Origin of the sequence: Craterilacuibacter sp. RT1T (genome assembly GCF_023502145.1) — a bacterium.
GTDB lineage: Bacteria > Pseudomonadota > Gammaproteobacteria > Burkholderiales > Chromobacteriaceae > Craterilacuibacter.
Genome location: NZ_JAMFLI010000001.1, coordinates 300,255 through 320,723 on the forward strand (window position 1 = coordinate 300,255; position 20,469 = coordinate 320,723).

The 20,469-nt window shown below is 58.9% G+C and carries 22 protein-coding genes; 15 read left to right on the forward strand and 7 right to left on the reverse strand.

Translation table 11 applies throughout. From position 1 onward, the window contains the following. Nucleotides 1-50: 50 nt before the first annotated feature. Nucleotides 51-1,158, reverse strand: a protein-coding gene (gene prfB / locus M3P88_RS01525) for a peptide chain release factor 2 (RefSeq protein WP_283773056.1) whose coding sequence is annotated in 2 segments (ribosomal slippage) — nt 51-1,073 and nt 1,075-1,158 — 1,107 coding nt in all. Because the reading frame shifts where the segments join, the coding sequence is not laid out codon by codon here. Between the two features lie 113 nt (nt 1,159-1,271). After that, nucleotides 1,272-2,258, reverse strand: coding sequence for a malate dehydrogenase (locus M3P88_RS01530; RefSeq protein WP_249614323.1), 987 nt, complete (start codon nt 2,256-2,258; stop codon nt 1,272-1,274). Between the two features lie 201 nt (nt 2,259-2,459). Between M3P88_RS01530 and M3P88_RS01535 the strand changes: the two genes are divergently transcribed. The 14 genes from M3P88_RS01535 to sucD all read left to right on the forward strand — a co-directional run bounded on the left by M3P88_RS01535 (nt 2,460) and on the right by sucD (nt 16,685). Further along, nucleotides 2,460-3,185, forward strand: a complete 726-nt coding sequence (locus tag M3P88_RS01535) for a GntR family transcriptional regulator (RefSeq protein ID WP_249614324.1) — start codon at nt 2,460-2,462, stop codon at nt 3,183-3,185. Between the two features lie 214 nt (nt 3,186-3,399). Then, nucleotides 3,400-3,774: a succinate dehydrogenase, cytochrome b556 subunit gene (sdhC, locus tag M3P88_RS01540; protein WP_249614325.1), complete on the forward strand. Its 375-nt coding sequence runs from the start codon at nt 3,400-3,402 to the stop codon at nt 3,772-3,774. Beyond that, the gene (gene sdhD, locus M3P88_RS01545; protein WP_249614326.1) at nt 3,768-4,115 is read left to right on the forward strand and encodes a succinate dehydrogenase, hydrophobic membrane anchor protein; all 348 of its coding nucleotides are present in this window, start codon (nt 3,768-3,770) and stop codon (nt 4,113-4,115) included. The genes sdhC and sdhD overlap by 7 nt, the downstream gene beginning before the upstream one ends. After that, on the forward strand, nt 4,112-5,899 hold the full coding sequence (gene sdhA, locus M3P88_RS01550; RefSeq protein ID WP_249614327.1) for a succinate dehydrogenase flavoprotein subunit: 1,788 nt from the start codon (nt 4,112-4,114) through the stop codon (nt 5,897-5,899). The genes sdhD and sdhA overlap by 4 nt, the downstream gene beginning before the upstream one ends. A gap of 13 nt (nt 5,900-5,912) precedes the next feature. Next, complete coding sequence (locus M3P88_RS01555) at nt 5,913-6,623, forward strand: succinate dehydrogenase iron-sulfur subunit (RefSeq protein WP_249614328.1); 711 nt, start codon at nt 5,913-5,915, stop codon at nt 6,621-6,623. After that, nucleotides 6,620-6,871, forward strand: a complete 252-nt coding sequence (locus M3P88_RS01560; RefSeq protein ID WP_124734160.1) for an FAD assembly factor SdhE — start codon at nt 6,620-6,622, stop codon at nt 6,869-6,871. Before M3P88_RS01555 ends, M3P88_RS01560 begins: the two co-directional genes overlap by 4 nt. Before the next feature lie 43 nt (nt 6,872-6,914). Further along, nucleotides 6,915-8,204, forward strand: a complete 1,290-nt coding sequence (gene gltA, locus M3P88_RS01565) for a citrate synthase (protein ID WP_249614329.1) — start codon at nt 6,915-6,917, stop codon at nt 8,202-8,204. 128 nt (nt 8,205-8,332) lie between these two features. Beyond that, the gene (locus tag M3P88_RS01570) at nt 8,333-11,161 is read left to right on the forward strand and encodes a 2-oxoglutarate dehydrogenase E1 component (protein ID WP_249614330.1); all 2,829 of its coding nucleotides are present in this window, start codon (nt 8,333-8,335) and stop codon (nt 11,159-11,161) included. 59 nt (nt 11,162-11,220) lie between these two features. After that, nucleotides 11,221-12,453, forward strand: a complete 1,233-nt coding sequence (gene odhB / locus M3P88_RS01575) for a 2-oxoglutarate dehydrogenase complex dihydrolipoyllysine-residue succinyltransferase (RefSeq protein WP_249614331.1) — start codon at nt 11,221-11,223, stop codon at nt 12,451-12,453. A 72-nt stretch (nt 12,454-12,525) separates the two neighbouring features. Further along, a complete protein-coding gene (locus tag M3P88_RS01580) occupies nt 12,526-12,711 on the forward strand; it encodes a hypothetical protein (protein ID WP_249614332.1) in 186 nt (61 codons plus the stop codon). 51 nt (nt 12,712-12,762) lie between these two features. Next, on the forward strand, nt 12,763-14,193 hold the full coding sequence (lpdA, locus tag M3P88_RS01585) for a dihydrolipoyl dehydrogenase (protein ID WP_249614333.1): 1,431 nt from the start codon (nt 12,763-12,765) through the stop codon (nt 14,191-14,193). Between the two features lie 46 nt (nt 14,194-14,239). Further along, a complete protein-coding gene (locus M3P88_RS01590; protein WP_249614334.1) occupies nt 14,240-14,503 on the forward strand; it encodes a hypothetical protein in 264 nt (87 codons plus the stop codon). 100 nt (nt 14,504-14,603) lie between these two features. Further along, the gene (sucC, locus tag M3P88_RS01595) at nt 14,604-15,773 is read left to right on the forward strand and encodes an ADP-forming succinate--CoA ligase subunit beta (RefSeq protein ID WP_249614335.1); all 1,170 of its coding nucleotides are present in this window, start codon (nt 14,604-14,606) and stop codon (nt 15,771-15,773) included. Between the two features lie 27 nt (nt 15,774-15,800). After that, complete coding sequence (gene sucD, locus M3P88_RS01600; RefSeq protein ID WP_124734168.1) at nt 15,801-16,685, forward strand: succinate--CoA ligase subunit alpha; 885 nt, start codon at nt 15,801-15,803, stop codon at nt 16,683-16,685. 51 nt (nt 16,686-16,736) lie between these two features. Here sucD and M3P88_RS01605 read toward each other — a convergent pair whose 3' ends face one another. Next, on the reverse strand, nt 16,737-17,816 hold the full coding sequence (locus M3P88_RS01605) for an FAD-dependent oxidoreductase (protein ID WP_249614336.1): 1,080 nt from the start codon (nt 17,814-17,816) through the stop codon (nt 16,737-16,739). A gap of 144 nt (nt 17,817-17,960) precedes the next feature. On the opposite strand from M3P88_RS01605, the gene M3P88_RS01610 reads away from it, so the two are divergent. Then, a complete protein-coding gene (locus M3P88_RS01610; protein ID WP_124734170.1) occupies nt 17,961-18,092 on the forward strand; it encodes a DUF3149 domain-containing protein in 132 nt (43 codons plus the stop codon). 37 nt (nt 18,093-18,129) lie between these two features. Here the strand turns inward: M3P88_RS01610 and M3P88_RS01615 are convergent, their stop codons facing one another. From M3P88_RS01615 to M3P88_RS01630, 4 genes are all read right to left on the reverse strand, one after another. After that, entirely contained in the window at nt 18,130-18,381 is a 252-nt protein-coding gene (locus tag M3P88_RS01615) for a hypothetical protein (RefSeq protein ID WP_249614337.1), read from the reverse strand. Nucleotides 18,382-18,475: 94 nt separating this feature from the next. After that, nucleotides 18,476-18,724: a hypothetical protein gene (locus M3P88_RS01620; RefSeq protein WP_249614338.1), complete on the reverse strand. Its 249-nt coding sequence runs from the start codon at nt 18,722-18,724 to the stop codon at nt 18,476-18,478. Between the two features lie 283 nt (nt 18,725-19,007). After that, on the reverse strand, nt 19,008-19,472 hold the full coding sequence (locus M3P88_RS01625; protein ID WP_249614339.1) for an LEA/WHy family protein: 465 nt from the start codon (nt 19,470-19,472) through the stop codon (nt 19,008-19,010). Further along, entirely contained in the window at nt 19,469-20,368 is a 900-nt protein-coding gene (locus tag M3P88_RS01630) for a LysR family transcriptional regulator (protein WP_249614340.1), read from the reverse strand. The genes M3P88_RS01625 and M3P88_RS01630 overlap by 4 nt, the downstream gene beginning before the upstream one ends. Between the last annotated feature and the right edge of the window lie 101 nt (nt 20,369-20,469).

Here is a 20,469-nt window from a genome sequence, read left to right on the forward strand (position 1 = left end):
ATTACGGATTGACGCAGCAGCGGGGCCGCATTTCGGTTGTTGTAGCCAATTTAGACCCCTTGCTTGAGGCTGGCTTCGATAAATGGATCGAGGTCGCCGTCCATCACGCCCTTGATGTTGCCGACTTCATAGCCGGTACGCAGGTCTTTGATGCGCGACTGGTCAAAGACATAGGAGCGGATCTGGTGTCCCCAGCCCACATCGGTTTTGCTGTCTTCCAGTTCCTGCTTGGCGGTGTTGCGCTTTTTCAGCTCCAGCTCATACAGCTTGGCACGCAGCATCTGCCACGCTTCATCGCGGTTGCGGTGCTGCGAGCGGTCGTTCTGGCACTGCACCACGATACCGGTTGGGTTGTGGGTCAGGCGTACGGCCGAGTCGGTTTTGTTGATGTGCTGACCACCGGCACCGGAGGCGCGGTAGGTATCGGTGCGTACATCGGACGGGTTGATGTCGATTTCGAACGAATCATCCACTTCCGGATAGACGAAAACCGAGGAAAACGAGGTGTGGCGGCGCGCATTGGAGTCGAACGGCGACACGCGTACCAGACGGTGTACGCCCACTTCGGTGCGCAGCAGGCCATAGGCGTATTCGCCTTCGATCTTGATGGTGGCGCTGGTGACACCGGCGACTTCACCTTCGGACTCTTCCAGTACTTCGACCTTGAAGCCGCGGCGTTCGGCCCAGCGCACATACATTCTGAGCAGCATGCCGGCCCAGTCCTGTGCTTCGGTGCCGCCTGCGCCGGCCTTGATGTCGACGAAGCAGTTGTTCGGATCCATCGGATCGCTGAACATGCGGCGGAATTCAAGGTTGGCCAGCTTGGCTTCGGCCTCTGCCAAATCGGCCTGTACGGCGAGGATGGTGTCGTCGTCTTCTTCTTCGCGGCCCATGTCGAACAGCTCGCGGCTGTCGGTCAGCGCCGACTGTATGCCTTCGATGACGAGCACGACATCTTCCAGCATCTTGCGTTCGCGGCCCAGTTCCTGGGCTTTTTTCTGGTCATTCCAGATGTTCGGGTCTTCGGTCAGACCGGTGACTTCTTCCAGACGGTCTTTTTTGCCGTCGTAGTCAAAGATACCCCCGAATATCGGTGTTGCGCGTCGTCAGATCGATCAGCTTGGCATCGATCTGGTTGAGGATTTCGGCTTCGATCATGGTAGTGATCTCCAGTTAGTTCAGAGAATAATTAAATACAAATGTATCGCGTGTCTAGATGCAAAGACAAAAAAGCGCACCAAAAGGTGCGCTTTTTTTAGCAGGGCGGGAAATCAACCCAGCAGGTGAGCAATCGCTGCGCGCTCTTCTTCCAGCTCGTTCAGGGTGAAATTCATCCGGTCGCGGCTGAATTCATCAATTTCCAAGCCTTGCACAATCTTGTACTCGCCATTTTCGCACGTTACCGGGAATCCGTACATCACGCCCGCAGGGATGCCGTAGCTGCCGTCGGATGGAATGCCCATGGTGGTCCACTTGCCGTCGGTGCCCAGTGCCCAGTCGCGCATATGGTCGATGGCGGCATTGGCGGCGGAGGCGGCGGAAGACAGGCCGCGCGCTTCGATAATGGCGGCGCCACGCTTGCCTACGGTTGGCAGGAATACGTCGCGGTTCCAGGCTTCGTCACCAATCATGGCCTTGACGCTTTCGCCATTGATGGTGGCAAAGCGGTAGTCGGCGTACATGGTTGGCGAGTGGTTGCCCCAAACCAGCAGTTTTTCGATGGAGGCAACAGCCTTGCCGGTTTTGGCCGCGAGCTGGCTGGCTGCACGGTTGTGGTCCAGACGCAGCATGGCGGTGAAGTTCTTGGCCGGAAGATCCGGCGCGCTCTTCATCGCGATATAGGCATTGGTGTTGGCCGGGTTGCCGACGACCAGTACCTTGACGTCGCGGTGCGCCACGTCATTCAGCGCCTTGCCTTGTGCGGTGAAGATCTTGGCGTTTTCCTGCAGCAGGTCGGCGCGCTCCATGCCCGGGCCGCGCGGACGGGCACCGACCAGCAAAGCGTATTCGGCGTCCTTGAAAGCCACCAGCGGGTCATCGGTACCGACCATATCAGTCAGCAGCGGGAAAGCGCAGTCCTGCAACTCCATCATCACGCCCTTGAGCGCTTGCTGTGGCTTTTCAAACGGCACTTCCAGCAATTGCAGGATGACGGGCTGATCTTTGCCCAGCATTTCACCACTGGCAATACGGAACAGCAGGCTGTAGGCGATCTGGCCAGCAGCGCCGGTAACGGCAACACGTACGGGGGCTTTCATTTCTCGCATTCTCCTTTGATATTCACTGCTCGGAATGGTGCTTTGCAATATTGCGGCAAATGAGTTTACCACGACATTTTATTTATTTGTGCTGGTTTGTGTACGGATTGATACAGGTATTTTTAGAGTTGTGCGTCAACTTGTGTGTCTTATATAAGACTTGTATTTACTCGGCTGAAATTTGGTGATAAAAAGCATGCAATGAATGCAAACGCCATCAATAAAGAACCACTCTATCGTCAGGCCAAGGCGCATCTGCTGCAAAGGGTGTGTGCCGGGGAGTGGGGCGAGAGCGAGATGCTGCCCAGCGAGTGGGATCTGGCGGCCGAGCTGGGGGTGAGCCAGGGCACGGCACGCAAGGCACTGGCAGAACTGGTCGCCGATGGCGTGTTGTTGCGCTTGCAGGGCAAGGGGACTTTTGTTGCGCCGCTGCCGGGGGATTGGGGAAGCGGGGCGGTGGTGATGCCCGGTGTGTTTGGCGGGCCGGCGGATGTGCTGGTGCGGGAGTTTCTCGGTGTGTCGCGCTTGAGCGCCGGCGAGGAGGTTGCGTCAGCCCTGCTGCTGAGGCGTGGCGCGCCGCTGTTTCGCGTGCGCTTGCTGTGGCGGCATCAGGGCCTGCCGGTGGCGACGGACGAGATTCTGCTCAGTGCCGAGCGTTTTGACGAGCTGGATGCGCGCACTTTGCGTGTCCGTTCGGCCAGTCTGCATGAAGTCTTGCTGCGGCGTTATGGAGTCAGGGTGCATGTGCATGCCGAGCAGTTCCGGGTCGAGCACTTGCCGCGGGAAGAGGCGGCTCTTTTGAGTGTGGAGCCCGGGCGTGCCGCGCTGTCAGTGCTGACCTTGTCCGGTCCGCTGATGGGCGATGCGGTGCTCTGGCGGCAGCGTTACTGTCTGACCGACGCTTTAGCTTATACAGCAATGCCTTAAGGTTATCGCATCGCACAAAATAATGACGAAGTCGATGATAATGTCGTTTCTGTTTGGTAGAATGGCGTAGCCATCTTATGGGTGGTGCACTGCGTCAGGCAGGGTTGCTCAGGCTTTTGTCTGCGGCTTTGCAAGGTGAAGCACTGGTTTGGTGGGCTTGTCGTGTAAAGCCCGGTTACAACGGTTTGGTCAAAAAACATACTTAGGAAGCCATATGCAGAAGCAACGACCAAAGCACCTAGATCTTGGCAAGATCAGATTGCCCGTGCCGGGTATCGTCTCGATCCTGCATCGGGTCAGTGGTGTGGCGCTCTTTTTCTCCCTGCCTCTTTTGATGTACCTGTTTGCAGGTACGCTGAGCTCTGCTCAGGACTTCGATACTTTTCGCGCCGTCATCGCCTATCCGCTGATGAAACTGGTGCTGATCGGCTTTTTGTGGGCTTACCTGCACCACTTCTGCGCCGGCATCCGTTTTCTGTTTCTTGATGTGCACAAGGGCTTGGAGCTGGAAACCGCACGCGCGACCGCCAAGCTGGTACTGATTGTCAGCCTTGTCCTGACCGCAATTCTGGGGTTCTTGTTATGGTAAACCGCAACGTGGTTGGTGCCCATTACGGCTTGCGCGACTGGCTGATGCAGCGCGTGACTGCCGTCGTCATGCTGGCTTACACCGTCGCGCTGGTGCTGCTGCTGCTGGCCATGCCGTCCGATTTCGACAGCTGGAAAGCCCTGTTCAGCCAGACCTGGGTGCGCGTGTTTACCCAGATCACCTTGCTGGCGCTATTTTTGCACGTCTGGGTTGGTATCCGCGATGTCTGGATGGACTACATCAAGCCCACCGGTCTGCGCCTGAGCCTGCATGTGTTCACCATCGTGTGGCTCACGGGCTGTTTCATCTATTCGGTTAAAGTTGTCTGGGGTCTGCAATGAACGTACCAGTTCGTCATTTCGATGCAGTAATCGTCGGCGCCGGCGGCGCCGGCATGCGCGCAGCCTTGCAGTTGTCTGAAGCCGGTCTCAAGACCGCAGTCATTTCCAAGGTTTTTCCGACCCGCTCGCACACCGTAGCGGCACAGGGTGGGGTGTCCGCTTCACTGGGCAACTCCGAACAGGATCACTGGCACTGGCATATGTACGATACCGTCAAGGGTTCGGACTGGCTGGGCGACCAGGACGCCATCGAATATATGTGCCGCGAAGCACCCAAGGTGGTGGTTGAGCTCGAACACTTCGGCATGCCGTTTGACCGCAACGACGATGGCACTATCTACCAGCGTCCGTTCGGCGGCCATATGTCGAACTTCGGCGAGAAGCCGGTGCGCCGCGCCTGTGCGGCGGCTGACCGTACCGGCCACGCCATGCTGCATGCTTTGTATCAGCGCAATGTGCGCGCCAATACCCAGTTCTTTGTTGAATGGATGGCGCTGGATCTGATCCGCGATGCCGACGGCAATGTGCAGGGCGTGGTCGCCATGGAAATGGAAACGTCGGAAATCGTCGTATTCCAGGCCAAGGCCACCTTGTTCGCCACCGGCGGTGCCGGCCGTATCTACGCTTCGTCCACCAATGCCTTCATCAATACCGGTGACGGTCTGGGGATGGCGGCGCGTGCCGGCATTCCGCTGGAAGACATGGAGTTCTGGCAGTTCCACCCGACCGGCGTGGCCGGTGCCGGTGTGCTGATTACCGAAGGCGTGCGCGGCGAAGGCGGCATTTTGCGCAACTCGGACGGCGAGCGCTTTATGGAGCGCTACGCACCGAATGCCAAGGATCTGGCTTCGCGTGACGTGGTGTCGCGCGCCATGGTGACCGAAATCAACGAAGGCCGTGGTTGCGGCCCGAACAAGGATCACGTGCTGCTGGACATCACCCACCTCGACCCCGAGGTGATTATGTCCAAGCTGCCGGGCATCCGCGAGATTTCGATCAAGTTCGCCGGTGTCGACCCGATCAAGGCGCCGATTCCGGTAGTGCCGACCTGCCACTACCAGATGGGCGGCATTCCGACCAACTACAAGGGCGAAGTGGTGCTGTCGACCACCGACAACCACAGCGATATCGTCAAGGGCTTCTACGCCGCCGGCGAATGCGCGTGCGCCTCGGTGCACGGTGCCAACCGTCTGGGTACCAACTCGCTGCTGGACTTGCTGGTGTTCGGCAAGAGCTCGGGCAACTCGATGATCGACTTCATCAAGACCCAGCCCGAGAACCTGCCTGAGCTGAATATGGCCGCCGTAGAGTATTCGGTGGCGCGCGTGGCGCGACTGGATGGCCAGACCGGCGGCAGCAATGTGCATGAAGCGCGCAGCGCCATGCAGCGCGTGATGCAGACGCATTGCGGCGTGTTCCGCTTCAAGGACATGCTGGCCAAGGGGGTGGAAGAGATCCTCAAGGTCGAGCAGATGGTCAAGACCACCGAGATTGCCGACAAGTCCAAGGTGTTCAATACCGCCCGCCTGGAAGCGCTGGAGCTGGAAAACCTGATCGAAGTGGCCAAAGCCACCATGATCTCGGCCAATGCCCGTACCGAAAGCCGTGGCGCCCATGTGCGCGACGATGCCGAAGATACGCCGGCCAATCCGAACGGCCGTGACGACCAGAACTGGCTGAAACACACGCTGTGGCACCGCGATGGCAACAAGCTCGACTACAAGCCGGTCAACATGACCCCGCTGACCGTCGAAGCCATCGCCCTGAAGACCCGTTCTTACTAAGGCGACAGACATCATGACTCACGAAACCATCCAGTTCCGCGTCTATCGCTACAACCCGGATCAGGACGCCAAACCGTATATGCAGGATATTTCGGTCGAGATCGATTCGACCGACCGTAAGCTCCTGGACGCGCTGGTCAAGCTCAAGGTCAAGGACGAGACCGTTTCTTTCCGCCGCTCCTGCCGCGAAGGCGTGTGCGGTTCGGATGCGATGAACATCAACGGCAAGAACGGCCTCGCCTGCCTGACCGATGTGCGCGATCTGAAACAGCCGATCGAGCTGCGTCCGATTCCTGGCTTGCCGGTGATTCGCGACCTGATCGTCGACATGACCCAGTTCTTTACCCAGTACCACTCGATCAAGCCGTATGTGGTCAACAACAGCCCGGCGCCCGAGCGCGAGCGTCTGCAGTCGCCACAAGATCGCAAGGAGCTGGACGGCCTGTACGAGTGCATCTTGTGCGCCTGCTGCTCGACCTCGTGCCCGAGCTTCTGGTGGAACCCGGACAAGTTCGTCGGCCCGGCCGGCCTCTTGGCCGCCTACCGCTTTATCGCCGACACGCGCGACGAAGCCACCAGCGAGCGTCTGGATAATCTGGAAGACCCATACCGCCTGTTCCGCTGCCACAGCATCATGAACTGCGTCGATGTCTGCCCTAAAGGCCTGAACCCGACGCGCGCCATCGGCAAGATCAAGGACCTGATGGTCAAGCGTGCGGTATGAGTGAACTCATCGATCCGATCGAAAAAAAGCGGGTGCGCTGGCGTTCGCGCCGCGGCCTGCTGGAGCTGGATCTGGTGCTGACGCGCTTTCTGGCCGAGCGTTACGATCAGCTGACGCCTGACGAGTTTGCCGCCTATGTGCGGATTCTGGATCTGCCGGATACGGAGTTTCTGGAACTGGTGAACGGCAAGGTGGAGACCGACGATGTGACGCTCGCGCCCATCGTCGCCATGTTGCGCAGTGTCTGAGTAGTGGTCGCAAAACAATACCTATATACCAGGGAGTAAGTCTGTGGAAACGAACAAGAAAGTTACGCTGTCCTACAACGAAGGCCGCGACCAGATCGAAATGCCGGTACTGGCGGGTACGCTGGGGCCGGAAGTGGTGGATATCCGCTCTTTCAACAAGACCGGCATGTTTACCTTCGACCCTGGCTTCTTGGCAACGGCTTCGTGCGAATCCAGGATCACCTTTATCGATGGCGATCTGGGCATGCTGTATTACCGCGGCTATCCGATCGAGCAGCTGGCCGAGAAGTGCGACTACCTCGAAGTCTGCTATCTGCTGCTGAATGGTGAACTGCCCAATAGCGCCCAGCGCACCGAGTTTGTGCGCGGCATCATGCGCCACAATATGCTGCATGATCAGCTGTTCAGCCTGTTCAAGGGCTTCCGCCGCGATGCACACCCGATGGCGGTCATGGTCGGTGTAGTGGGCGCGCTGTCCGCCTTCTATCACGACTCGCTCGACATCACCAATGCCGAACACCGCCGCATTTCGGCGCATCGCCTGATCGCCAAGCTGCCGACCATCGCGGCTCAGGCGTATCGCTACAGCAAAGGCCTGCCATTCTCCTATCCGAAGAATGGCCTGTCCTATGCCGAGAACTTTATGCACATGATGTTCTCGACCCCGTGCGAAGAGTACAAGGTCAATCCGGTACTGGCGCGCGCGCTGGACCGCATTTTCACGCTGCATGCCGATCACGAGCAGAACGCATCGACTTCGACCGTACGTCTGGCCGGCTCGTCCGGTGCCAACCCGTTTGCCTGTATCGCGGCCGGTATCGCCTGCCTGTGGGGTCCGTCGCATGGCGGTGCCAACGAGGCGGTACTGAAGATGCTGGACGAAATCGGCAGCGCCGACAATGTGGCCGAATTCATGGATGGCGTGAAGGACAAGCGCTACAAGCTGATGGGCTTCGGTCACCGCGTGTACAAGAATATGGACCCGCGTGCCGCGATTATGAAGCAAACCTGCGACGAAGTGCTGCGCGAACTGGGTCTGCAGGATGATCCTAAGTTCAAGCTGGCGATGGCGCTGGAGAAGATTGCACTGGAAGACCCGTACTTTGTCGAGCGCAAGCTGTATCCGAACGTCGACTTCTACTCCGGCATCGTATTGTCGGCCATTGGCATTCCGGTCTCCATGTTCACGCCTATCTTCGCGCTGGCGCGTACCGTGGGCTGGATTGCACACTGGACCGAAATGATTGCCGACCCGCAACAGAAAATCGGCCGTCCGCGCCAGCTGTATACCGGCGCCGTGCGCCGCGATGTGGCACCGGTCAGCGACCGCTGATCGATGCAAGGCCGGCTGCCCGCACCCTGGGTGGCCGGTTTTTTCCACGGGAGCGTTGCGGCAAGCCAAAGAGGTTTGCCAGAACGCTTCTGGTAGCTGTCTTAAACCGAATCAAAGGGCCCGAACCCATGATGCAAGCCATGTTTGGCCATTCCTACCTGTTTGGCGGGAATGCACCTTTCATCGAGGAGCTGTACGAACAGTACCTTGCTGATCCGAGCTCCACCCCTGACCAGTGGCGTGAATATTTTGACAAGCTGTCCCTGGCTCCGGGTGCGGCCGAGCGCGATGTGCCGCATCTGCCGATCCAGCAGTCGTTTATCCAACTGACGAAAAAGCCGGTTGCCGGCCAGCGCGTTAGCGCGGTAGGCGACTGGGAGTCGATGCAAAAGCAGGTGGCGGTACTGAAGCTGATTTCGGCTTACCGCGTACTGGGTTCGCGTCACGCCAACCTCGATCCGCTCAAGCGCATGGATCAGGTGCAACTGCGTGAACTCGACCCGGCGACCCATGGCCTGACCGATGCGGATATGGCTTTGCAGTTCAATATCGGCTCCATGATCGGCCCGCAGCAGCTGCCGCTGTCCGAGATTCTGGCCCGCTTGAAGCAGACCTACTGCGGCAATATCGGCGTCGAGTATATGCACGTCACCCAGACCGAAGAAAAGCGCTGGGTGCAGCGCCGCTTCGAGGGCGATCTGTCCACGCCGCATTATGATGCGCAGAGCAAGCGCCGCATCCTCAAGCAGATTACTGCTGCCGAAACGCTGGAGCGCTATCTGCACACCCGCTATGTCGGCCAGAAGCGCTTCTCGCTGGAAGGTGGCGAAAGCATGATCGCGGCGCTGGATCACCTGATCCAGAACGCAACGGCGCAAGGCGTGCAGGAACTGATTATCGGCATGGCCCACCGCGGCCGCCTGAACGTACTGGTCAACACGCTGGGCAAGCTGCCACGCGACCTGTTTGCCGAGTTTGAAGGCAAACCGGCGAAGGAGCTGGCTTCCGGCGACGTGAAATACCATATGGGCTTCTCCAGCGACATTCCGACGCCTAACGGCCCGATGCATGTCTCGCTGGCGTTCAACCCGTCCCACCTGGAAATCGTCAACCCGGTGGTTGAGGGTTCGGTGCGCGCACGCCAGCAGCGGCGCAAGGATGGCGAGCGCAAGACCGTGGTGCCGGTGCTGCTGCACGGCGACTCGGCCTTTGGCGGTCTGGGTGTCAACCAGGGTACTTTCAACCTGTCGCAGACGCGCGGTTACGGTACCGGCGGCACCATTCATATCGTGATCAACAACCAGGTTGGCTTCACCACCTCGGACACGCGCGATATCCGCTCTACCAGCTATTGCACCGACGTGGCCAAGATGATCGAGGCCCCGATTTTCCACGTCAACGGCGATGACCCGGAAGCCGTGTGCTATGTGATGCAGGCCGCGCTCGACTACCGCATGACCTTTAACAAGGACGTGGTGATCGATCTGGTGTGCTTCCGTAAACTGGGCCACAACGAGGGCGATGACCCTTATCTGACCCAGCCGATGATGTACAAGAAAATCGCCAAGCATCCGGGCTCGCGCGCGCTGTACGCCGAGCGTCTGGTGGGCGAGGGCGTGATGAGCGCCGAAGAAGGGCAGGCGCTGATTCAGGCTTACCGCGATGCGCTGGACAAGGGCGAGCATGTCGAGCAGACCGTGCTGACCAACTATCGCCGCGAGTTTGCCGTCGACTGGACCCCGTTTATGGGGACGGACTGGGCGCACCCGACCGATACCTCTTTGCCGCTGGCCGATATCCAGCGCCTGACCGACAAGTTCACTCAGGTGCCGGAAGGCTTCAAGCTGCACAATACGGTGGATCGCGTGGTCAAGGGTCGTCTGGCCATGGCCGCCGGCGAGCAGCCGGTAGACTGGGGCATGGCCGAAACGCTGGCTTACGCAAGCCTGGTTGAGTCCGGCTATGGCGTGCGTATCTCGGGTGAAGACTCGGGCCGCGGCACCTTCAGCCACCGCCATGCGGTCTTCCATGACCAGAACCGCGAGAAGTGGGACGACGGCAGCTATGTGCCGCTGCGCCATATGTCGGAAAACCAGGGCGACTTCCTGGTCATCGACTCCATCCTCAACGAAGAAGCGGTGCTGGCCTACGAGTATGGCTATGCCTGCAACAGCCCGGATCAGCTGGTGATTTGGGAAGCGCAGTTCGGCGACTTTGCCAACGGTGCCCAGGTTGCCATCGACCAGTTTATCGCCTCGGGTGAAACCAAGTGGGGCCGCCTGTGCGGTCTGACCACCATCTTGCCGCATGGCTACGATGGTCAGGGCCCGGAGCACTCGTCGGCCCGTCTGGAACGCTGGTTGCAGCTGTGCGCCGAGCACAATATGCAAATCGTGATGCCGTCCGAAGCCAGCCAGATGTTCCATGTGCTGCGCCGCCAGATGCTGCGCCCGTTCCGTAAACCGCTGGTGATTTTCCTGTCCAAGCGCCTGTTGCGCTTCAAGGATTCGATGAGTGCGATCGAGGATTGCAGCAACGGGACTTTCCGTGCCGTGATTGGCGACCACGCAATGGCCGACCCGAAAAAGGTCAAGCGCGTGCTGCTGTGTGCCGGTCAGGTGTATTACGACCTGGTCGCTGGCCGCAAAGAGCGCGAACTGGAACAGGATGTAGCCATCGTGCGCATCGAGCAGCTTTATCCCTTCCCGACCGAACAGGTGGCCGCTGAACTGGCGCGCTTCCCTAAGGCCAACGAAGTGGTGTGGGTACAGGAAGAGCCGAAGAATCAGGGGGCCTGGTACCAGCTGCGTCACCGCCTGGAGGCGCTGATGGGGGCCAAGCAGACATTGTCTTATGCGGCCCGTCCTTCGTCGGCCTCGCCGGCGGTCGGTTATATGAGCAAACACGTGGCCCAACTGAAGGCTTTTGTTGAAGAAGCCCTGTCGTTCGGCAAATAAGATCACAGCTGAAGTGTGAGTTCCGGGGCCGCAACAAGCGGCTCCCAACGGAGAAGAATATGATTATCGAAGTCAAAGTTCCGCAACTGCCCGAGTCTGTTTCCGAAGCCACGCTGATGAGCTGGCACAAAAAGGTCGGCGAAGCCGTCGCTCGCGACGAAAACCTGATCGATCTGGAAACCGACAAAGTCGTGCTGGAACTGCCGGCACCGCTGGCAGGTGTGATCGTTGAAATCATTGAAGCCGATGGCGCGACCGTCGTGTCCGGCCAGCTGATTGCCCGTATCGACACCGCCGCCAAGGCGGGTGAAGTGGCACCCGCTGCCGCGCCGGAAGTGGCCGCGGTTGCCGCTGCGCCTGCCGCCGCCATGCCGTCGGCTGCCAAACTGGCTGCCGAGAGCGGCGTGAACCTGGCGAATGTGGCCGGCTCCGGCCGTGATGGCCGCATCCTGAAAGAAGATGTACAGGTTGCCGCGGCCAAGCCGCTGGCGCCGGTACAGGCAGGCCCAGTCCTGGCTGCGCCTTCCAGCGTAAGTGGTGCGGCGCTGGCCAGCACCCCATCGGCGGTGAACGCCGGTGCCCTGCTGTCCGACCGTCCTGAGCAGCGCGTGCCGATGAGCCGCCTGCGCCAGCGCGTCGCCGAGCGCCTGCTGCAAAGCCAGGCACAAAACGCCATCCTCACCACCTTCAATGAAGTGAATATGAAGCCGGTGATGGATCTGCGCGCCAAGTACAAGGACAAGTTCGAGAAGGAACACGGCGTCAAGCTGGGTTTCATGTCCTTCTTCGTCAAGGCGGCGGTGGCGGCACTGAAGAAATTCCCGGTGGTGAACGCCTCGGTTGACGGCAACGACATCCTCTATCACGGCTACTTCGATATCGGTATTGCCGTAGGCAGCCCGCGCGGTCTGGTGGTGCCTATCCTGCGCAACGCCGACCAGATGTCGATCGCCGAAATCGAAAAACAGATTGCCGAGTTTGCGGTGAAGGCACGCGACGGCAAGCTGTCGATGGAAGACCTGACCGGTGGCACTTTCTCCATCACCAACGGAGGCACCTTCGGTTCGATGATGTCCACTCCTATCATCAACCCGCCACAGTCGGCCATTTTGGGCATGCATGCAACCAAAGATCGCGCAGTTGTTGAGAATGGTCAGATCGTCGCGCGCCCGATGATGTATCTTGCGCTCTCTTACGACCACCGTATCATTGATGGTCGCGAGGCGGTGCTGACGCTGGTGACGATCAAGGATCTGCTAGAAGACCCGGCCCGCCTCATTCTTGATTTGTAATCCGGCCTGCCGGCTGGGGGTGCCCGTGAGGGGCGCCGCCAGCGGCATGCCACAAGACATGAACGGAGCTTTATGAATATCCCCGACTGGTTCTACGGCATTGCTTCCATCCTCGCCGCTTTTGCACTGGCTTTTTTGATGATCAAGAAGCGCAAAATGGGGGTGAAGGAAGACTGGTTCTCGACCTTCGGTAAATCCATCCTGATTCTGTTCATGATTGCATTCGGAATTTTGCTGCTTGCTGTCAGCAAGAGCTGAGCTAGCGCCTGTGCACTGCGGGCAAGGCGCGGCCTATCAAGGGAATACACCATGAGCCAACAATTCGACGTCGTCGTGATCGGCGCCGGCCCCGGCGGTTATGTTGCCGCTATTCGTGCCGCCCAACTGGGCTTTAATACGGCCTGTATCGATGCCTTTGTCGGCAAAAGCGGCAAGCCGTCGCTGGGCGGTACCTGCCTGAACGTCGGTTGCATTCCGTCCAAGGCGCTGTTGCAGTCGAGCGAAAACTTCCACGCCATCGCCCACGACTTTGCCGAACACGGCATCAGCGTGGAGGGCGCCAAGTTTGACGCGGCCAAGATGATTGCGCGCAAGGACGGCATCGTTGACAAGCTCACCGCCGGTATCGGCTTTTTGTTCAAAAAGAACAAGGTGACCAGTCTGCATGGCCTGGGCTCGCTCAAGGGCCGCAGCGGCGAGAAGTGGCAGCTGGAAGTGAAAAACGGCGACACGGTCGACACCATTGAAGCGACGCATGTAATTGTTGCCACCGGCTCCAGCGTGCGCCAGTTGCCGGGTGTCACCATCGACAACGTCACCGTGCTGGACAACGAAGGCGCGCTGAATGTGGACGCCGTGCCTGCCCGTCTGGGCGTGATCGGTGCCGGTGTGATCGGTCTGGAAATGGGCTCGGTATGGAAGCGCGTCGGTGCCGACGTCACCATCCTCGAAGCCATGCCGACCTTCCTTGCCGCCGCCGACCAGCAAATTGCCAAGGAAGCCTTCAAGACGCTGACCAAGAACACCGGGCTGGATATCAAGCTGGGCGTGAAGATCGGCGAGATCAAGAATCTGGGCGACAAGGTCAGCGTGGCCTATGAAGTCGGCGGCGAAGCGACGGTAGCCGAATTCGACAAGCTGATCGTCTCCATCGGCCGCGTGCCCAATACCAGCGGCCTGGGGGCCGACGCGGTCGGCCTGCAGCTGGACGAGCGCGGCTTTGTGGTGGTGGATGATCACTGCCACACCAACCTGCCGAATGTGTGGGCGATTGGCGACGTGGTGCGCGGCCCGATGCTGGCGCACAAGGCGTCGGAAGAGGGCGTGGCCGTGGCCGAGCGCATCGCCGGCCAGAAGCCGCATGTCGACTTTAACGTGATTCCGTGGGTGATTTACACCAGTCCGGAAATCGCTTGGGTCGGCAAGACCGAAGAGCAGCTCAAGGCCGCAGGCATCGAGTACAAGAAGGGCTCTTCCGGCTTTGCCGCCAACGGTCGCGCGCTGGGTCTGGGTCAGGCGCAAGGCACGGTGAAGATCCTGGCCTGTGCCAAGACCGACCGCATCCTTGGTCTGCATATGATCGGGCCTATGGTGTCCGAGCTGGTGACCGAAGGTGTGGTGTCCATGGAATTCAAGGCGGCCAGCGAAGATTTGGCGCGCATTATCCATGCCCATCCGTCCTTGTCCGAAGTGGTGCACGAAGCGGCGCTGGCTGTGGATAAGCGCGCACTGCACGGTTGATTGAATCCGGCCAGCCTTGCCGGGCTGGCGCTTATGAAAGTGCCTGATGGAGTTGATTGCCAACGCAGTCATGCTGGGTGTGCTGATGCTGGTGGCCGCCTTGATGTGGCTAGTGAAAATCGGCTTTGATGAGGCCGGCGTATTCGACCGGATTCGGGGGATCAAGCTGTTTTTGGCTGGTGCGACCTTCCCCGTTTCGGTCTATGTCATGTCGGGTGCCGCCAGGCGGCGCCTGAAATGGCCTGTGTTGCTGGCGTGTGTGGGTGGTCTGCTGTTGATTGCCATCCGTGTACGTTACGCCGCGCCCTGATTTCCCGTAGCGAAGCCCAGGCTCTAAGGCGCAAGCTTTAGGGCAAAAAATCAGGATGGCTCATGAAGGCCATCCGATTTCCAATAAAAGGAAACCATAAATGAACCTGCACGAATACCAAGCGAAAGAGCTGCTGGCCCGTTACGGCCTGCCGGTACAAAAAGGCATTCTGGCCGCTACGGCTGAAGAAGCTGCCGCCGCCTACGATGCGCTCGGCGGCAAGTTTGCCGTGGTGAAGGCCCAGGTGCATGCCGGTGGTCGTGGCAAGGCAGGTGGCGTGAAAGTGGTGAAGAGCCGCGAAGAAGCCGCTGCCGAAGCCGCGCGCCTGATCGGCTCCAATCTGGTGACCTATCAGACCGACGCTGCCGGCCAGCCAGTGCATTCGGTACTGGTATGCGAAGACATGTACCCGGTTGAACGCGAACTGTATCTGGGCGCCGTGGTTGACCGTGGCAGCCAGCGCGTGGTGTTTATGGTCTCCACCGAAGGCGGTGTCGAGATTGAAAAAGTCGCCGAAGAAACCCCGGAAAAAATCATCAAGGTCGAAGTCGATCCGCTGGTTGGCATGCAGCCATTCCAGGCGCGCGATTGCGCCTTTGCACTGGGCCTGAAGGGCGCGCAAATTGCAGCATTCAGCAAGCTGATGCTGGGCGCGTACGACGCGTTTATGGAAAACGACTTTGCCCTGTTCGAAGTGAACCCGCTGGCGCTGCGCGAAAACGGCGAACTGGCTTGTGTGGACGGCAAGATCAACCTTGACTCCAACGCGCTGTACCGTCACCCGGAACTTTTGGCCATGCGCGACAAGAGCCAGGAGAACGAGCGTGAAGTGAAGGCCTCCGAATTCGATCTGAACTACGTGGCACTGGAAGGCAATATCGGCTGCATGGTGAACGGTGCCGGCCTGGCGATGGCCACCATGGACATCATCAAGCTCAAGGGTGGCCAGCCAGCCAACTTCCTCGATGTGGGTGGTGGCGCAACCAAGGAGCGCGTGGTTGAGGCGTTCAAGCTGATTCTGGCCGACAGCTCGGTCAAGGGCGTGCTGATCAACATCTTCGGCGGCATCGTGCGTTGCGACATGATCGCCGAAGCCATTATCGCGGCCGTGAAGGAAGTGAATGTCACGGTACCGGTGGTGGTGCGTCTGGAAGGCAATAATGCCGAACTGGGTGCCAAGATCCTGGAAGAGTCCGGTCTCAAGCTGACTTCGGCCCAAGGCCTGAACGACGCGGCCGAGAAGATTGTTGCCGCCGTAGCTGCCCTGTAATCACCTGCACCGAACAAGGATATCAAGATGAGCGTTCTCGTAAATAAAGACACGAAGGTGCTGGTGCAGGGCTTTACCGGCAAAAACGGCACTTTCCACGCCGAGCAGGCGCTGAAGGTCGGCACCAAGGTGGTGGGCGGCGTGACCCCGGGCAAGGGCGGTTCCGAGCATCTGGGCCTGCCGGTGTTCAACACCATGAAGGATGCAGTACGTGAAACCCAGGCGGATGCTTCGGTAATCTATGTACCTGCAGCTTTTGCCAAGGATTCCATCCTTGAAGCCGTCGCTTCCGGCGTGAAGCTGATTGTCTGCATCACCGAAGGCGTGCCGACACTGGACATGCTGTATGTGAAAAAAGCCGTGGACGAAGCCGGCGTACGCCTGATCGGCCCGAACTGCCCAGGCATCATCACCCCGGGCGAGTGCAAGATCGGTATTATGCCGTGGCACATCCACAACCCGGGCCGTATCGGCATCGTCAGCCGCTCCGGCACGCTGACCTATGAGGCCGTGGCGCAGACCACCGCGCTGGGCCTCGGTCAGTCGACCTGTATCGGTATCGGCGGTGACCCTATCCCGGGCCTGTCGCATATCGATGCGCTCAAACTGTTCCAGGATGATCCGGATACCGACGCGATCGTAATGATCGGTGAAATCGGTGGTTCGGCCGAAGAAGAAGCGGCTGAATTTGCCAAGTCCTATGTGACCAAGCCGGTGGTGGGCTACATCGCCGGCGTCACCGCGCCGAAGGGCAAGCGCATGGGTCACGCCGGTGCCATCATTTCCGGCGGCAAGGGTACGGCCGAAGAGAAATTCAAGGCTTTCGAGAAAGCCGGCATCGCCTACACCCGTAGCCCGGCCGAGATCGGCAAGACCATGTACGAGCTGCTCAAAAGCAAGAACATGATCTGATCTATCGTCCAGTCAAAAGCAAAAGCCGTCCGGGTAAACCGGGCGGCTTTTTTATGTTCCGAGTTGTTGCCCCACGCGCAAAGCCACCTCGCGTGCCAGTGACGGCGAGGTGGTCCATTTTCCGCCGAATATAGACAGCAGCCGGCCCTGTGCAATCAGCGCGTGTTCACGCTGTGCGCGGTTGGGGTCGTGTGCGCTTTTCAGTAGCGGCCTGATGCCGGCATAACGTGCGCAAATCTCGTTTTCGTTTGCCGGCCCAAAGTAGTGCTGGTAAAGCCTGAGCAGGTAGCTGGCTTCGGCAGCGCTGCACTCGACCGGCGCATCGGGTGCTTGCCGCTGTTCGGTGGTGCCGATCAGGGTCTGTCCTTGCCACGGCAGGACAAATACCACCCGCCGCTCGTCCGGTACTTCCAGCAGATAGCCTTGCGACAAGGGGCGCGCGAGCACGATATGGCTGCCGCGTACCGTGTCCAGCGCCAGTGGGCAGGCTATCTTGCTCTGGCTTAGCAAGCGTTCGGCCCACGGGCCGCAGGCATTGACGATGGCGTCAAACTGCAGCTGCTGCCCGCCAAGCTGCAGGCTGCCATCGCAGCTGACCCGGCTGACGCTTGCATGTTCTTGCAGGCTGACCCCCGCCGCCCGCGCTTGTTCTGCGGCCCATAAGCCCAGCTTGGCATCATCCATCTGCGCATCGTAGTAACGGTAGGCCCCCAGCAGTTGCTGCGGGCAAAGTCGGTCACCGTTTTGCAATAGGACCGAGGGGGGCAAAAATGCATGGCGGGGCAGGGCAGAGTGCCCGGCCAGCCGGTCATATAGCCACAAGCCGGTTTTTAGCTGCCAGCGCGCGCGGCGGGCATGGCGATAGAGCGGCAGGCAGATAGCCAGCGGACTGGCCAGTTTGCTGTCTTGTGTCAGCCACCAGTCACGATCGGCCAGTGCACGGCGCACCAGTGAAATCTCGCCGTTTTCCAGATAACGCAGCCCGCCGTGCAGCAGCTTGGATGAAGCTTGGCTGGTGTGGGAAATCAGCGTGTCGCGTTCGAACAAGGTGACTTCGTGCCCCGCGCGCGCCAGCGCCCATGCGCTCATCACGCCATTGATGCCACCTCCTATCACTGCAATTGCCGGCATACAGGTCTCCGTAGGCAATAAGGGATGCTTTTCTGGCGCGCCAGCGCAAGGGATTGGCCGGGGCTTGATCTTGATCAAGTTGGCATTTTGCGTGTCAACTTAATCTTAATGCATATTTTGTAAGCGAGCCGGGAGGAAAGTCAGATGGAACTGTGGACGCTGTTATTGTCGGATAATGTGGGTCGGGCGAGCCTGGCTGTGATTGGTGCCACGACGGTGATTGTATGCGTGCTGATCGGGATCATGATCAAGCGTGCGCGTAGCGCCAAGGGCTAAACGGATACTGGACGCTGCGGCGTCCAGATGTTTTGGATCAGGGCTGTTGCTGCCGCTTTTCGCTAAGGAAAGCCAACAGATAGATGGCGGCAGGAATGCCGGAGAACAGTAGGACAGCCTGCCCCGTTTCACCCTGTATTTGGCTGGCGATAAAGCCAAGATCCAGTGCCGCAAACAAAAAGGCCAGTAGCCAGTTGGCACGGCGCAAGGGTTTGCCGTGTAGTTGCCAGTACCAGATGGGCCAGCAGATATGGGCGGCAACCAGTATGCCCAGCAACGCAGCCATCATGCCAGCCTCCATATCGATGATAAATGATAATAATTTTATATCAAATATGGCGAGTAATCGCAATTAATTATTAAGTTCGGCCGGCCTTACTGAATCAAGACTCTGCTGAAAACATGTCCAGCGATGTTGCAAGCAGATAGGTGGTGGCGGGAATGCCGGCAAACAGATAAGTGCTGGCTACCGAGATGGAATGGTATTGCGTGGCCATCAAGCCTAGCTCCAGCGTGCCGATCGCCAGCGCCAGTACATAATCGCTTGCACATAAAGGGCGGCTGGCTAGCTGTTTACGCCAGACTGGCCAGCAGATATGTAGCGCAATCAGCAAACCAAGCACAATGGGCATCATGGTCACCTTGTCGCACCGACCCCCGTACAAGCTTGTGCCGGGTGGGATCGGATGGATTATGTGTATGTACTGCAAATGGTATGCCTAATGGCCGTCTATGTCCATGCGCTTGGCCGCAGGGCCGGGCAAGGCTAAAGCGTAGTGCGAGGCGAAGGCGCATCTTACGATGCGGGCAAACTTGCCGGGCGGCAATGGCGGGTGTTGTATTGCACTTAAAGTGCGGCTGATAGGGTCGAGCAGGAAAAGGCGGCGTACGGGATGTGCGCCGCCTTTTTGTCCGTTAAGGCTTGAAGCCCATTTTTTCGGCCAAAGACCAGTTGCCCTTGCTGCTAAAAGGCAGGCTGGCAATGCCGTTCACATCGGTAATCTGACCTTCCAGCTGGTAGGTGATGCCGCTATTCGGGCTAGCCAATGCATTGCCCAGTTGCTTGAGCCAGTCGGCCAGCGAGGTGTGCATTCTGACCGTAATGACACTGCTTGAGCGGGCCGGAATTTCAAATGCTTTATTGCTCATGCCGTCAGCCAGCCTTTTGTCATCGACTTGCAGAGTGAATTTCACCCCCTTGCCCGACAGCGCAAAACCGTTGGGGTTGCTGATGCGCAGGCTGACATCGAAAGCTTGTTCGAAGAGCGTGCTTTTACTGCTGGGCTTGATGTCGACCAGGCTGACCTTGGGCTTTTCCAGCCCCAAGGTTGAGCAGGCGCTCAGCAAAGTGAGCGTGAGTAGCAGTATCCAGCGTTTCATGATGCATCCTTAGTCGGGGCCAATACGCTGCGCGTGGTGTCGATCCAGGCGCGTGCGGCATGTGAGAGATAGGCGCCATTGCGCCAGATCAGCGCAAGATGCCACCTCAGATCGGCGTCGGCAAGTGCAATCAGGTCGAATTTGGCCGGATTCAGGCGCTGGGCGACTGAATAAGGGAGTAGGGTAATGCCGAGACGGGCCCCGACCAGTTCGGCCAGAAAGTCCCATTGTGCGCTACTGCCGGCAATGTTTAGCGGCTTTTCCATCCGGCGGAAAGCTTCGGCAATATGTGCCGTCAGGGTGAAGTCTGGCGGATAGAGTACAAACGTCTGTTCGGTAAGCTCAGCCAGAAAAACGGATTCCCGGCCATGCCAGGCCGAGTTGGCCGGTGCAACCAGGCAGAGCGGTTCATTCACCACCTCCAGTGCGCTGAAATCCTCGGTATTGACCGGCAGTACGGCAATGCCGAGCTCGACCTCTCCCGAGCGTATCTGGCTTTCTACTGCCAGCGCCCCGGTTTCAACCAGCTTGAGTTCGATCTTGGGATAGTGCTCGCGAAAGCGGCTGACAACAGGGGCAAAATAGGCGGCGCCTACCATGGGCGGCAAGCCGAATACCAGTTCGCCGGATTTGAGTTCAGACAGGTCAATCAGTTCGCGTTTGAGCAACTGCATGCTGTGCAGCATATCTTCGGCGCGGGCAAGCGTGACCTTGCCGGCATCGGTCAGCGAGATGTGTTTCCCTTGGCGCAATAAAAGCGGTGTTCCCAGCTCGTCTTCCAGCTGGCGCACCATCTTACTGATGGTGGGCTGAGTGACAAACAGGCTGTCGGCAGCACGGGTAAAGCTTTGTTCGCGTACGACTGCGGCAAAGTAACGTAAGGCTCGAATATCCATGCATTCCTTTCTGGAATGATTGTTGTTAGTTTAATTCATTTTATCTATCAAAAGACCGCGCATACACTGTTTAGTTCAGTTCACCCGACAGTATAACGATC